The following is a 13,060-nucleotide window of genomic DNA, read 5'->3' as shown; positions in this document are numbered from 1 at the left end:
AACTCTTGGTGCGCCATGAAAAAATGGATCGGAGCCATCTTGGCTGGCTTATGCTGGCCGCTTCGGCCATCGTTTTACGGAAACTAAAACGGAAAGGTCAGGGGAATATTATTTATGGATAAGCTCTAAATATCCTTCAACAAACAATTTTGTTCCGAAGCTTCCATCAGTTTCCTAAAATCATTGACCGCATCCATAAATAGCCGTTCCTGATTGATGTCCGGTAAATGATTTTGTCCGCATTGTTCAAGCGCGTCAATAACAAAGGCAATAGTCAATAAATTGGTATCGACTGCTGGCTGGTAAACTTCATCCGCTTCGTCTTGGGTATTAAACTCGACAATAAGTTGGCTTGCCGTTAGCTTCACTAATATCGGTAGGATAATGGCGATTGGGATAAGCAGTCTTGTCGCTATTTCATCTGCCGTTAATGGCTTATTCAAGTGGCTGAAATTCTTGATTAGCAAATGCGTAATCTGTAAGGCGATAACTTTTTGCAGGGAAAAACTGATGTTAGAAAAGCGGTTATTGTTTCGATAATTTTCATAATTTTGCAGAAAAAAGGCGACCTCACAACCAAACAACACAATCATCCAGCCCATTTGTAACCAGACGACAAATAAGGGTATCGCGGCAAAACTGCCGTAAATGGCATTATAGCTTGACACGCCTATCTGTAGGCTTAGGTAAGCCCACTGCAAGAGATCATACAGAATACCTGTCACAACACCGGCAATGATGCCAGCCCTGTAATGGATTTTATGGTTAGGCATAAAAATAAACGTAAAGGCAAATAATCCGATCATCAGCAGCAAAGGCAACAAGCCCAACGCCTTGATGACCAACCAAGTGCCAAATTCCGGTAATTCTATTATGGTTATTAACCAGGTTATCTCTGAGCTCAGAAGTACTGTAATACTGTTGGCAACGATCAATATGATGGGAGCCAACAACATCAAAGATAAATAATCGCTAAACTTACGGCTTATTGAGCGATTTCTGCCAATTTTCCAGATGTAATTAAAGGATTCTTCGATATTGCCAATCAGGCTGATAATAGTCCAAAACAGCACAACAATACCGATCCCCGCAACCACCCCGCCTTTAGTGCTGTCCAACAGATTTTGTGCAAAGTTAACCAGCTTTAATACCAACGCATCTTGCTGCGGCGCTTGTTCGATCAAACGTTCCGTCAGCATCTTTTCAAAACCGAAACCTTTGGCGACACCAAACAGCATGGCGATGACAGGCACGATCGACAACAAGCTATAAAGCGTCAATGCAGATGCCCTGAGCGGACACAGGTCGCGGGAGAAACCTTGGGCAGACAAGAGCACTACTTTTAGCGACCTGATGATTGCCGCCTTAAATGGCGGAAGTTTTTGCTCGTGTAACAACCATAACTCTTCTTTAACAAAACTGATTATGTTGAGTTTCATCCGCTGCCCTTATGTTTTTGAACTAAGAAATATTAATTTTTAAACAGCTCAGCTAGTGGCCCGGATTCCGCAAAGCCCCATCCAGGCCACTAGCTATCTTGGTTTAGTGTCGAGGCAAAAAACATGGCCTGAGCCTGTTCAAAGCTGATGTTGTAACCCTTTTTTCGGTAACTTCATGGATACCAAAAAAGTCAATATAAAAAGTAATCCTGCCAAGGTTTGCATAGCCATAACAGGATCAACCCGTTGTGCGGTGGCAATGGTATAAGTGCCGACGGAAGCGAGCATCGCCAAGTTCTGGAAAAAATTTTGCAGCGCAACGGCGCTGCCGCTGCCGATACTTTCTTGTCCTAGTTCCTGCAATGCTGCATTAATCGGTACGATAAACATTCCGCCCATCATCCCGATAACAAACAGCTCACACCGCGCCGGTAACAGGCTATCGGTAAAGCTCAAGACACCAATAAACACAGCCATAATATAAGCAGGGATTCTGGTTCGGCGCAGGTGTTCCAGCGGTATCAGGCGTGGGACGATAGCTGACCCTGCGATGATGCCGACAGCCAGGAATAAGGTGATCTGGGCAATCTCAGTGGCATTTTTTGACATCAAAACCAGCGGCGCCCAGGCGACAATAATTACCCTTAAAGTGGCTGCCGATGCCCAGAATAACGATGCGCCCAGGATGGCAAAGCGGGAACGCGGTGTGACAAAAAATTGGCCGATCTGTCTGCCGAATTCAATAAGTTGGGAGGAGGAAGACTCTGCTTTGGCAATGTGTACGGGTAAAAACAAGGTAATAAAAGCGGAGGCAATAAACAGGGCTATGGTTAGCGCAAGCGCCATCGTGATGGAGTAATCCGCCAGTTTCGCACCTACCACCATGCCCAATAGGATGGCGAGTATAGTAGAGCCTTCAATCCAGCTATTGGCTTTCACCAAAAATTCATGCCCGGCAAGTTCCGGCAGGATGCCGTATTTGGCCGGGCTGTAAATCGCAGCGCCCATGCCGACGATACAATACGCCAGGAGCGGCTCGACCTTACAGAGCAAAAGTCCTGCGCCCAGTGCCTTAATCAAATTACCTATAATCAATACCCTGGATTTGGCGTGGTTATCGGCAAATCCGCCTACCCACGGAGCCAGAATGACAAATGCGACTAAAAATGCACTTTGCAAGGCCGGGACGTACCAGGTTGCCAAGTCATTCGAGTGCATCACCATAGCGATTACCGTGAATAAAATGGCATTATCGGCAAACGCAGACAAAAACTGGGCGATTAATAAAGGGTAAATCTGTTTATTCATGATGATTGATTAGATGTTTTTGGAAGCATTTCCGAAATTTGCTGTTGCCAATGACTATAAACAAACTGTGGGCAATGCACAATGGTAATCAAAAAATGAAGTGGCTCATCAGCTGAAAACTGTAATAATAAACGTACGCTATTTGCAAACAACCTGAAAGGAGTTGTGCATGACTATCGTACTGTTGTTTGTTACCGTCTGCTTCTTGGCTTTTTCCAATGGCGCGAATGATAACTTTAAAGGCGTTGCTTCCCTCTTCGGCAGCGGTGCGGCGAATTACCGGGTTGCCCTGACCTGGGCGACGGTCACCACGTTGTCGGGTTCTATCTGTGCGTTGTTTTTGGCGCAAACCCTACTTATAAAATTTTCCGGGAAAGGGCTAGCACCGGACGGACTGATTCAATCCATCCCTTTTATAACGGCGGTAGCCGCAGGCGCTGGCATGACGGTTATTTTGGCTACCCGTCTGGGTTTTCCTGTGTCTACCACCCACGCGTTGCTGGGGGCGTTAACGGGCAGCACTTTATTGGCGACTGGAACTATCAAACTTGCTGCATTAGGCACCAGCTTTGTTTTGCCGCTGTTGCTGAGTCCTGTTATTGCTGTGCTATTAGCAATCGTGGTTTACACAAGTTTCCGGCAAATCCGACAGCGTAAGGCGATCGGTAATCTTTTATGTCTCTGCGTTGAAAATGAACCCGCAGTGACTGCATCCCACTTTGTGGAAAACTCCGGCGCTTTGGTGTCAGGACAAAACCGTTCACTCAGTATTGATAATCAAGCGGCCTGTGCTAGCCGTTATGCCGGTGTTATTTTGGGGTTCGAGTTGCAACGGGTGATGGATGCCTTGCATTTTTTCAGCGCCGGTGCAGTTTGCTTCGCCCGCGGACTGAATGACACACCCAAAATAGCGGCCTTATTATTGTTGGCGCCAGGGCTAGACTTGCAATCGAATATCGTCCTGGTTGCGCTAACGATGGCGCTAGGTGGATTGCTTAATGCGCGGAGCGTGGCGGAAACAATGAGCCATAAGATCACTGCCATCAGCCACGGCCAGGGCTTATCGGCCAATTTGACCACCGCAGTGCTGGTGATTTTTGCCAGCAAGTTTGGATTGCCTGTCTCAACCACCCATGTGTCGGTGGGCGCGTTATTCGGCATTGGGTTAACCACAAAACAAGCCAATACTCGTATGATCGCTTCCATTTTGCTGTCCTGGCTGTTGACCTTGCCTTGTGCCGCATTGTGCGCGGCGGGTGCGTATGCTCTTCTTAGAACCTATACGGGTGTCAATTAACGAACTGCGTTAGGCGCTCAACCTAGGCACGCAAAAGCGGCACACAAACTTAGCTCTGCATTAGGCGATAAAATCTCAATTGTTTGGGTAATACCAGGAAAAGCCTTAACAATATTTATCAACATTCATGTCTCTTTGGATTGCAGCGAGTAAGTTTAAGAAGGGTAACTGCGCATTGGGACATAGCGTAATTGCGTCAAGTTGACCCGCTGGTTACGTGTTTTATATAGGTAGGGCATAAAAGCAAAAGGCTCCGTGATAGGCATTGACGTATTGCACATAGTAAGCGCCACTTACGCGCTGGCCTTGGCTGTGGGGCTGACTACTACATCCTTCGGCACCACAGGACGCCGTAGGGGGTTGCCACCGCTGACATGCTTACCCGCGTGTTTTGGAAGGACTGGCGGCATTTTTAGCAGCGGACACGACCGAATCGCAGAATGCGCCGGTCCGCGCCCACTACCGAACTATCCGAATCCGCCCGCATCAGTTCAATTACCAAGCCGCGTCGGCTCAAGGCTTGACCATTGGGTCGGGAGAAATAGGGGGTGCGCACCGCTATATTATTCAGCAACGCTCAAAACCACCCGGCGCTTGGTGCCCCCCGATAACGTGGCTTCAATGTTGGCTTTAAGGATTCTTCGAGCCAGCGGCAATTGGGAAGGGTACTGGAATCAACCGCGTCAGGCCGCTTGAGTTTAAACCGCACTTTTAATCGCACCCGAACGGAACAACGGGCTTTTTTTATCATATAAAACTGTTATAATCTCGCCCCTTGGTTGGAAGCTCTTTAAGAGCAGTGGGTTTTTAATATAAATAGGGAGTAGCCATGCTTATCTTGACTCGTCGGGTAGGAGAGACATTGATGATAGGAGATGAGGTAACCGTTACCGTCCTTGGGGTTAAAGGGAATCAGGTTCGCATAGGTGTGAATGCGCCAAAGGAAGTCTCTGTCCATAGGGAAGAAATTTACGAAAGAATCAAAAAAGAGCAGTCTGATTCAACGGGTTCTGAAAGATAAACCAGTTTTAGGAGAGATGGCCGAGAGGCTGAAGGCGCTCCCCTGCTAAGGGAGTATGGGTTTTATAGCCCATCGAGGGTTCGAACCCCTCTCTCTCCGCCACACACCCATAATTAAAACCCAGCTTTGCCTGAACTTTGGTTGACAAATATTCAACATCACAGGATAATTTGCGGCTCAATTAAGCGCCCGTAGCTCAGCTGGATAGAGTACTCGGCTACGAACCGAGCGGTCGGGAGTTCGAATCTCTCCGGGCGTGCCATTGAAGAAAAATCAAAACGTATTATTCCCCTGTAGCTCAGTCGGTAGAGCGGGTGACTGTTAATCACTAGGTCGGCGGTTCGAGCCCGTCCGGGGGAGCCAGATAAATCAATGTGTTGTACTAATATATCAAACTCTTTCTGCTATCAGTGGGACACTGGCGGGGCAATTCAAAATAAGCAAACACGACAATACGCAACAACATAGGCCATATATTTTCCTAATTACGCGCTTATCACCACCCTACAAAACCGATAAAACCCACAACAAAACATACCCGTTGACTGGCTAAAAAAACAGTCGTTTTGCCCTGTTTTAATTTCTAGTTGCCCCTTTAGTGTCCCATTAACGGAATTAAATTCTATAACTTACTATTATTACTAGAATTATAGTCATATAGACAGGTGATTACCTATCACTTGTTGCTAATTATCGCGGCTTGTTGTATCATTTTCCTGGCACAAAAAAAACGGGCTTGGCAGTGCGACTAACACCACCAAACCCCACCGACTCACTTAACGAAAAGGGTTAAGCAAATGGCTACTAGAAATTATACTGCCATTGCCCCACGGGGGCATTATGGCAAACTTTGAAGCACGGGAAACCCAAGACGGCAAGACCAGCTACCGGGTAAAAATCCGGTTGAAAGGTTATCCCGCTCAAACCGCCACCTTCCAGCGATTAACCGATGCCAAGAAATGGGCGGCGGCCACCGAAAGCGCAATCAGGGAAGGGCAGCACTTCAAGACAGCCGAAGCCAAAAAGCACACCTTAGCCGAGTTGTTAGACAGGTACATCAAGGACGTACTGCCCACAAAGCCAAAGCAAGCGGTAAAGCAACAACAACAGCTTGAATGGTGGAAAGACAAAATCGGGGCTTACCTGCTTTCAGATATTAGCCCGTCCATGATTGTGCAATGCCGTGACGGATTGGCAAGCGGCGAAACCTACCGAGGAACGCAGAGAAGCCCCGCCACTGTAGTACGTTACATGGCGGCACTTTCCCACGCCTTCACCATTGCGGTCAATGACTGGCAATGGCTGGAAGATTCCCCCATGCGGAAAGTCAAAAAGCCGAAGGAGTCACGCGGTCGGGTGCGTTTCCTGGATGACGGCGAACGCACAAGGCTACTGGCCGCTTGCAAGGAATCATCTAACCCATGGCTATATCCTTGCGTAATCCTGGCTTTGTCCACCGGAATGCGGCAAGGCGAATTGATGGGCTTGAAGTGGCAGGACGTAAACCTTAAGGACGGCTACCTAATCCTGCACGAGACCAAGAACGGCGAACGGCGACGCGTTCCCTTAGCTGGCTTAGGGTTGGAACTGTTACGCGAACATGCCAAAGTTAGGCGGCTTGACACCGACTTGCTGTTTCCTGGCACTGCCCACAAAACCAAGCCGATAGGCTTACGCAAGCCCTTCCTAAACGCCCTACAAGCGGCTGTAATCAACGATTTCCACTGGCATGACCTGCGGCACTGCACCGCGTCTTATCTGGCCATGAATGGCGCGTCATTGGCTGAGATTGCCGAAGTGCTGGGACATAAGACCCTGCAAATGGTGAAACGGTACGCACACCTATCGGATAGGCATGTCAGCCACGTGGTTGCTTCGATGAATGCCAAGATATTTGGGGGTGTGTGATGGAAGTAACGACTAGAACAATACCAGAACGGTTAATGCCTGATGTCAATTATCAGTTTGTGATAAACCGCCCTTTCGAGCTTGTGTTCGACCCTGACAAGCCCCTGCCTCGTGACCGTGAACTAATCCTTAGTGACTATGTCCAGCGTGAACCTGAGGAATGGTTTTTATACGATTCATGGCACATCACTATGGCATGTAAATTGATAACCCTCGGTTATCCTGTTTGCTTAGAAAGTGCGTTAGAACTGGTCAAGGATAGACCGCACGATTACGAGGAAAGGGATAGATTTAGTTCAATGGTACACGTATATGAACGCGCATTAAGCATAGCCGCTTCATCCGTTAAAGCTGGCACGATTAAAGAACATGACACCCCCGCAAACTGGATAGCATGGGCAAAAAATAAAGGCTATTCCGTAGCACACCTTATGCCTGCTGACATGCAGCCGCAAGCCGAAACCGTGGGGGGTGATGGCAAAAAGAAAACAGGTTATCAATCACGGGATGATGATTTTATAAAATGGATTGGTGAAGTAAAGCCAGACCTAAACAGCATGAAGTGAGGTGAAATTCATAAGGCTTTAATAGGTAGAAATCCAGCCTCATGGGCAAGCGGCTTTCAAGCCTGGAAGAAAAACCAAAATATTCATAAAGGTGAGCCAGGCAGAAAACCGAACAAATAAGGAATTAATCAGGTGGCGTTCACCTAATTCTTTATGAAAACCATGGTCCATGCGGCCTAAAAACAGGTCACTAAAAAAACCTATTTAATAACCTGTTTCGCTATTTTTATTTATAATCCAGTTACCTATCATAACTCCAGCCGTAAATGACGGCGATTCACTAAACCTGAATGGAGTTATCAAAATGTCACAAGAACAACAAGCCCACCCCAAAACCAACACCCGATACATCCCTATCCCAAAATGGGGAGACCACCACGAATGGCCTTCTATTGGCGGACTGAGACACCTGGTCTTTTTTAAAGAAACTAATGGCTTTGCCACAGCATTCAAGAAAGTTGGGCGCCTTATTTTGGTGGATGAAAATGAATTTTTCGCCTGTATCGAGCGCAAAAATCGCGCCGCATAAAAAAGCCCCGTACCTACCAACTTAGGCCGGGGCTTTTTGCAATCGACACCAAAACAAGCAGGGTAATTATACCCGTTTGGCGGCATGGTTGCACTACCCGGAAAGGATAAGGCCAAATGAATTTTTCACCCAAAACCAAAGAACAGCAATTACGGTTGCTGGCATATTTGCTCACGTCCCCAATAACCACGACCGAAGCAAGGGACAAGCTAGACATTTTGCACCCGCCCGGGCGTATCAAAGAGCTTCGGCAGCAAGGCTACCGAATATTTACGCATTGGCAAACAGTTGACACTGGCAAGGCTAAACACCGCGTGGCACGTTACGTTTTGTTTTCAGGTGATGCCGATGTATAACGAAAATGACGCTGTAAACGGCTTTAAAGCCGCCATGTTGGATAACGGCATAACGCCACCTGACACCCTTATTGGGGATTCTTTCTTACACCGATTCTTTGTTGAAGGCGATAGGAAAGGCACACTGAACGGTGCTTACATATTGCACCTTGATAATCGGCCTAGTGGCTGGACAATGCACGATAAAACTGGCGTTAGCTTCACCTGGACAGCAAGCGGCAAAAAGCAGCCAATGAACGCCGCCATGCGTAAACAGATTGAGTATGCCAAGGAAGTTAGGCAGCTAGAGCAGCAAAAAGCCCACCAAATGGCAGCACAGAAGGCTAATTGGATATGGCAACAAGCCGAACCAATAACAGACCCAAGCCACCCTTACCTAGTCAAAAAGCGTATCAATCCACACGGCGCAAGGCTTTATCGCGAGGCTTTGGTTATCCCGATTTATGACGAATCTGGCGAGATTGTAAACCTGCAATTCATTGGCGCGGACGGCACTAAGCGGTTTCTTAAATCTGGGCGCAAACAAGGCTGCTATTCCGTCCTCGGAGAACCTACCGAAACCCTATTGTTATGCGAGGGCTGGGCTACGGGGGCAAGCCTGCATGAATCAACCGGGCATTATGTTGTAGTCGCTATGGATTGCGGGAACCTGAAACCAGTCGCAGGGGTTATCCGAAGGTTACACCCAAACGGCAAGATTATTGTCTGTGCCGATAATGACCCGATTGGGGTAGAAAAGGCGACGGTTGCGGCGTTTGCCTGTAATGGGCTGTATATCGCGCCGCCGGATGAAGGGCAAGACTTTAACGATTACATCAATACTGGCGGGGTTGTTTATGGATAACGGAGTCGATTTATCGCAAGTCGAAACGCCCCAGCAATCAGACGAAGAAATCATCAAAGATTTAGCCGCGCTCAAGCCTTTGGAGTACGACCGCATAAGGGCTGAAAAGGCCAAGGAGATGAAGGTACAGCTAAAAACCCTTGATGCTCAGGTTACGGCATATCGTGAATCTAAACAGGAAGCCAAGCGGTTGCCATTTGATGAGGTAGAACCATACCATGAGCCGATAGACCCGGCGCGTTTGCTTGATGAAATATCGGCAACCATCCGGCAATTTATTGTCTTGGACACCGAACAGGCAAACACGGCGGCTTTGTGGGTTGCTCTCTCATGGTTTATTAATGTGCTGGAAATCTCACCACTGGCAATCATTAACGCACCTGAGAAATCGTGCGGTAAAACGCTGTTTTTAACCGTGTTGGGGCGGATGGCTTACAGGCCGTTAAAAGCTTCGAACGCTTCACCATCGGCTTTATTTAGGGCGGTTGATTTATGGAAGCCGACAATACTAATCGACGAAGCCGATACCTTCTTTAAAGACAATGCGGAATTACACGGCATGGTGAACGCTGGCTATTCACGTGACGGCTTTGTGCTACGCAGTGAAGCCATTGGCGATAGCTACGAGCCTAAAGCGTTTACGGTTTTTAGTGCATAAGCGATTGCTGGAATAGCCCTAGAAAAACACTTGCCAGATGCAACCATGAGCCGTGGCATTGTGTTTAATCTGAGACGCAAGCTACCGCATGAATCTGTAGACAGGTTGCGCCATGCCGATAAGGGCTTGTTTCCTGGCACAGCTTCAAAGCTGGCGCGTTTTGCTAGTGACTACCCGCAACAAGTGAGGGAGGCTAGGCCAGTCTTGCCAGAGGAACTGTCAGACCGCAACCAAGACAATTGGGACGGGTTGCTTGCGGTTGCGTCATGTGCTGGCGATGAGTGTAAGGAAAGCGACGGCGGCGGCTTTGAAGCTATCCGGAGATTGCGAGAAATCGCACAGCATCAACAATGAGTTGTTAGCGGATATTCGTCAAATATTTGAGCTAAAGAGAACCGATTTTATCAGTACTATAGATTTAATCACAGAACTTTGCACGGATGATGATGCAGCGTGGGCAACGTATAACAAAGGCAAGCAAATATCCGGGCGGCAAGTTTCAAGACTGCTTAATCCGTACGGAATCGAACCTAAGCAGCAGCGATTGACAACTACAAACAATCCAAAGCGCGGTTATCTGTTTGCGGATTTTGAGGATGTTTTCATTCGTTACTTATCCGAAACAAAGACAGTCGCACCGGACACCCCGGAAATTATCCGTTACACGTTACAAAATGACGCAAAGCCAGTAATCACACGGGCTGCAGCCGTCACGGATGATAAATCTGTAACGTTACAAAACGATTTATCTGTTACAAACACTGAATCAAATCACGAAGCTGTAACGGATAATTCAATCTGTAACGTTACAGAAAAACAATCTGTTACAACACAAGGCATTGATTATATTAATGATAATGGAATATGTAACGGAGTAACAGATAAAAACGGGAGTGTGCGCGAGCATGTTTCGTTAGCAGACGACATGGAGCGTTTTTAATGACTGCCCTATCAAAAGTCCGAGATTCAGGCTTTGCCGTTACCTTGGTTGATGGCTATATCGAGATCAGCCCGTCCAGCAAGCTGACACCCACACAACGGGAATTTTTGAAACGGCATAAGGCGGCGATAGTTGCCGCGCTTGAAGCCGAAACCTACCCAAAGCAAGTGACTTGCCACACCCCAAACGGTAAGGCCATGCAGGTGTTGGCGGAAGATGCCGAACACGGGGCGTTCTTGCTCAGGATGAACCCGCCACAATGCGGCAATTGCACCAACTTCAAGCCGCACCACGAACACAGGAAAGGTTCAGGCACTTGTGCGGCTGGCGTTATGCCTTCGGGTATTGTGCATTGGAGCGGGACACGGCACACCTGCGACAGATTTAAACCAAAGGAATCGCCATGTTAAACACATTACCCAAGGCAAGACAAGGCAGGCCACGCGGTTATATAGAGTGGAAGCCACAGGCCGAAACCGAAGCGCGGTTACTGCAAATCAAGGGCATATTGCAGGAGTACCATGCTTACCTGCCCATGACGACTAGGCAAATATTCTATCGTTTGGTTGGGGCGCATGACTACCAGAAGGATGAAAAAGCCTATAAGCGCTTATGTGAAACCATAAGCAAGGCCAGACGGTCCAGGTTGATACCGTTCTGTGATATCAGGGATGACGGCTTTAGCGAGCTGAAAGGCAGCTACTTTGAATCGCCACAAAGTTTTATCGAAGCGGTGAAATATACAGCCGAAAGCTACCAGCTAGACCCACAGACCGTACAGCCTGCCAGACTGTTCGTATGGTGCGAGGCGGCGGGTATGTTTAACCAGTTGGAGCAAGTTTCAAAACCTTATGGCGCTCCCGTGTTGAGCAGCGGCGGTTTTGACTCGCTCACCGCTAAGTACGACTTAGCGTGTAAATTCAGGCAATACGAAGCGGTCAAGGTTTTCCACATTGGCGACCATGATCCCAGCGGCGTTCATATATACGGCTCATTGGATGAAGATGTCAGGGCGTTCATGATGGATAGTGACACCGATATTGAGTTTGTACGCCTAGCCGTGACACCGGGGCATATCAAGCAATACAACCTACCGACCGCGCCACCAAAGGCCACCGATAAGCGCAGTTTTGAAGGCCAGACCGTACAGGCCGAAGCATTGCCGCCGGATATTCTGTGCGGCATTTTGGCGGCCGCACTGGCAGCAGAGGTTGATACCGAGACGGGATAGGCTGATGGGCAGGGAGGCCGAAGAGCGCAACCAGCTCTTGCAGTGGACGGATACCATTACTTTTGACTTATAGGATTACGCCATGATCGAATCATTAATATCAGGAAAGCTGATTAAAGACACCGAACTAAAGACCAGCCAGAACAACAAGCAGTATTGCCAGTTCCTATTAGGCGTTCATGTTGGCGAACCTGAGAATATCGTCATATCGGGCATTGCCTTCGGTGGCCATGCTGAACGGATAGCCAAACTGGGCAAGGGCGATGCCGTTAGTGTCATCGGCGCGTTGAAGCCCACCGAATGGCAGGACAAGGCCACCAACGAGACCAGGCGCGGGTTATCCGTAACCGTGGCTAACGTGCTGTCGGTTTATGACATAAAGAAACGCCGCCATACTGAAATACCCGATAACAGCGCCCAACAGGACAGGCCACCGTATAACGCCGATAAGCCGCACCATAGGCCGTTTAATGACGAAATCGAGTTTTAGCGATGCCAAGCAACAGCTTCAAAATGGGAAAGAAACCAATAGCCGAATGGTTAGGGCGTTTTTGTATAAATCGTGGGTTTAAAATCCACTAGACTGTAAACTTAATATCACATAATAAAATATAACTATCATTCTTTATGCGAAAATCACATTATGGTTACTGGCCTGAAACGGTTGATACATGTAGGCAACAGCAATGGCATTTAAGAAGGGCGAGAGCGGAAACCCGGCAATGCGGGGAGGTGCTGCTGGAGTACGGGAAGCAACAGGGGGCCAATAATCAACATGTGGTTCAGGCGGATTACACCCTAACCAAAACATTAAGGACGGTGGCGACCTTAATGTTTTCTGATTACGTAGGACCCACAGCCAATTTTGAAGTCAAAGGCATAAGTGCAAGCCCTTGAAACCAAAGGAGGCGGGAGATGAGCAAAAACAAAGTGCAATACCAAAAAGGTATGGGTTTGCCCGGT

At 48.0% G+C, this 13,060-nt stretch carries 16 protein-coding genes and 3 tRNA genes; 17 read left to right on the top strand and 2 right to left on the bottom strand.

The window, feature by feature from the left end:
- Window positions 1–125: 125 nt before the first annotated feature.
- Together ACLQ6D_RS10200 and lplT are read right to left on the bottom strand one after the other, a co-directional pair.
- Window positions 126–1,439: a YihY/virulence factor BrkB family protein gene (locus tag ACLQ6D_RS10200; protein WP_411727176.1), complete on the bottom strand. Its 1,314-nt coding sequence runs from the start codon at window positions 1,437–1,439 to the stop codon at window positions 126–128.
- Window positions 1,440–1,577: 138 nt separating this feature from the next.
- Window positions 1,578–2,747, bottom strand: coding sequence for a lysophospholipid transporter LplT (lplT, locus tag ACLQ6D_RS10195; RefSeq protein ID WP_411727175.1), 1,170 nt, complete (start codon window positions 2,745–2,747; stop codon window positions 1,578–1,580).
- Window positions 2,748–2,916: 169 nt separating this feature from the next.
- Here lplT and ACLQ6D_RS10190 point away from each other — a divergent pair, with 169 nt between their 5' ends.
- The 17 genes from ACLQ6D_RS10190 to ACLQ6D_RS10110 all read left to right on the top strand — a co-directional run bounded on the left by ACLQ6D_RS10190 (window position 2,917) and on the right by ACLQ6D_RS10110 (window position 12,994).
- Window positions 2,917–4,044 carry an anion permease gene (locus ACLQ6D_RS10190; protein ID WP_411727174.1) on the top strand — a complete coding sequence of 376 codons (1,128 nt, stop codon included), beginning with the start codon at window positions 2,917–2,919 and terminating at the stop codon, window positions 4,042–4,044.
- An 829-nt stretch (window positions 4,045–4,873) separates the two neighbouring features.
- Complete coding sequence (csrA, locus tag ACLQ6D_RS10185) at window positions 4,874–5,065, top strand: carbon storage regulator CsrA (RefSeq protein WP_349025753.1); 192 nt, start codon at window positions 4,874–4,876, stop codon at window positions 5,063–5,065.
- Window positions 5,066–5,075: 10 nt separating this feature from the next.
- Window positions 5,076–5,167: transfer RNA gene (locus tag ACLQ6D_RS10180), tRNA-Ser, on the top strand.
- Between the two features lie 83 nt (window positions 5,168–5,250).
- Window positions 5,251–5,327 (top strand) — tRNA-Arg (locus tag ACLQ6D_RS10175).
- A gap of 25 nt (window positions 5,328–5,352) precedes the next feature.
- A tRNA-Asn gene (locus tag ACLQ6D_RS10170) sits at window positions 5,353–5,428 on the top strand.
- A gap of 477 nt (window positions 5,429–5,905) precedes the next feature.
- Complete coding sequence (locus ACLQ6D_RS10165; RefSeq protein WP_411727173.1) at window positions 5,906–6,973, top strand: tyrosine-type recombinase/integrase; 1,068 nt, start codon at window positions 5,906–5,908, stop codon at window positions 6,971–6,973.
- Window positions 6,973–7,539 carry a hypothetical protein gene (locus tag ACLQ6D_RS10160; RefSeq protein WP_411727172.1) on the top strand — a complete coding sequence of 189 codons (567 nt, stop codon included), beginning with the start codon at window positions 6,973–6,975 and terminating at the stop codon, window positions 7,537–7,539. Before ACLQ6D_RS10165 ends, ACLQ6D_RS10160 begins: the two co-directional genes overlap by 1 nt.
- A gap of 304 nt (window positions 7,540–7,843) precedes the next feature.
- Window positions 7,844–8,068 (top strand): hypothetical protein, encoded by a 225-nt coding sequence (locus tag ACLQ6D_RS10155; RefSeq protein ID WP_411727171.1) that lies wholly within the window; start codon window positions 7,844–7,846, stop codon window positions 8,066–8,068.
- Between the two features lie 116 nt (window positions 8,069–8,184).
- A complete protein-coding gene (locus tag ACLQ6D_RS10150) occupies window positions 8,185–8,424 on the top strand; it encodes a helix-turn-helix domain-containing protein (RefSeq protein WP_411727170.1) in 240 nt (79 codons plus the stop codon).
- On the top strand, window positions 8,417–9,268 hold the full coding sequence (locus tag ACLQ6D_RS10145) for a toprim domain-containing protein (RefSeq protein WP_411727169.1): 852 nt from the start codon (window positions 8,417–8,419) through the stop codon (window positions 9,266–9,268). Before ACLQ6D_RS10150 ends, ACLQ6D_RS10145 begins: the two co-directional genes overlap by 8 nt.
- The gene (locus ACLQ6D_RS10140; RefSeq protein ID WP_411727168.1) at window positions 9,261–9,926 is read left to right on the top strand and encodes a hypothetical protein; all 666 of its coding nucleotides are present in this window, start codon (window positions 9,261–9,263) and stop codon (window positions 9,924–9,926) included. The genes ACLQ6D_RS10145 and ACLQ6D_RS10140 overlap by 8 nt, the downstream gene beginning before the upstream one ends.
- Window positions 9,927–9,971: 45 nt before the next feature.
- On the top strand, window positions 9,972–10,280 hold the full coding sequence (locus ACLQ6D_RS10135; RefSeq protein WP_411727167.1) for a DUF3631 domain-containing protein: 309 nt from the start codon (window positions 9,972–9,974) through the stop codon (window positions 10,278–10,280).
- The gene (locus ACLQ6D_RS10130; protein WP_411727166.1) at window positions 10,204–10,866 is read left to right on the top strand and encodes a DUF3631 domain-containing protein; all 663 of its coding nucleotides are present in this window, start codon (window positions 10,204–10,206) and stop codon (window positions 10,864–10,866) included. Before ACLQ6D_RS10135 ends, ACLQ6D_RS10130 begins: the two co-directional genes overlap by 77 nt.
- Window positions 10,866–11,276, top strand: a complete 411-nt coding sequence (locus tag ACLQ6D_RS10125) for a hypothetical protein (RefSeq protein ID WP_411727165.1) — start codon at window positions 10,866–10,868, stop codon at window positions 11,274–11,276. Before ACLQ6D_RS10130 ends, ACLQ6D_RS10125 begins: the two co-directional genes overlap by 1 nt.
- Complete coding sequence (locus ACLQ6D_RS10120) at window positions 11,270–12,097, top strand: hypothetical protein (protein ID WP_411727164.1); 828 nt, start codon at window positions 11,270–11,272, stop codon at window positions 12,095–12,097. Before ACLQ6D_RS10125 ends, ACLQ6D_RS10120 begins: the two co-directional genes overlap by 7 nt.
- Before the next feature lie 82 nt (window positions 12,098–12,179).
- Window positions 12,180–12,587, top strand: a complete 408-nt coding sequence (locus ACLQ6D_RS10115) for a single-stranded DNA-binding protein (RefSeq protein ID WP_411727163.1) — start codon at window positions 12,180–12,182, stop codon at window positions 12,585–12,587.
- A 137-nt stretch (window positions 12,588–12,724) separates the two neighbouring features.
- Window positions 12,725–12,994: a hypothetical protein gene (locus tag ACLQ6D_RS10110; RefSeq protein ID WP_411727162.1), complete on the top strand. Its 270-nt coding sequence runs from the start codon at window positions 12,725–12,727 to the stop codon at window positions 12,992–12,994.
- The last annotated feature ends 66 nt before the right edge of the window (window positions 12,995–13,060 follow it).

Origin of the sequence: Methyloglobulus sp. (genome assembly GCF_046714055.1) — a bacterium.
GTDB lineage: Bacteria > Pseudomonadota > Gammaproteobacteria > Methylococcales > Methylomonadaceae > Methyloglobulus.
This window is presented reverse-complemented; position numbering and strand designations above follow the sequence as displayed.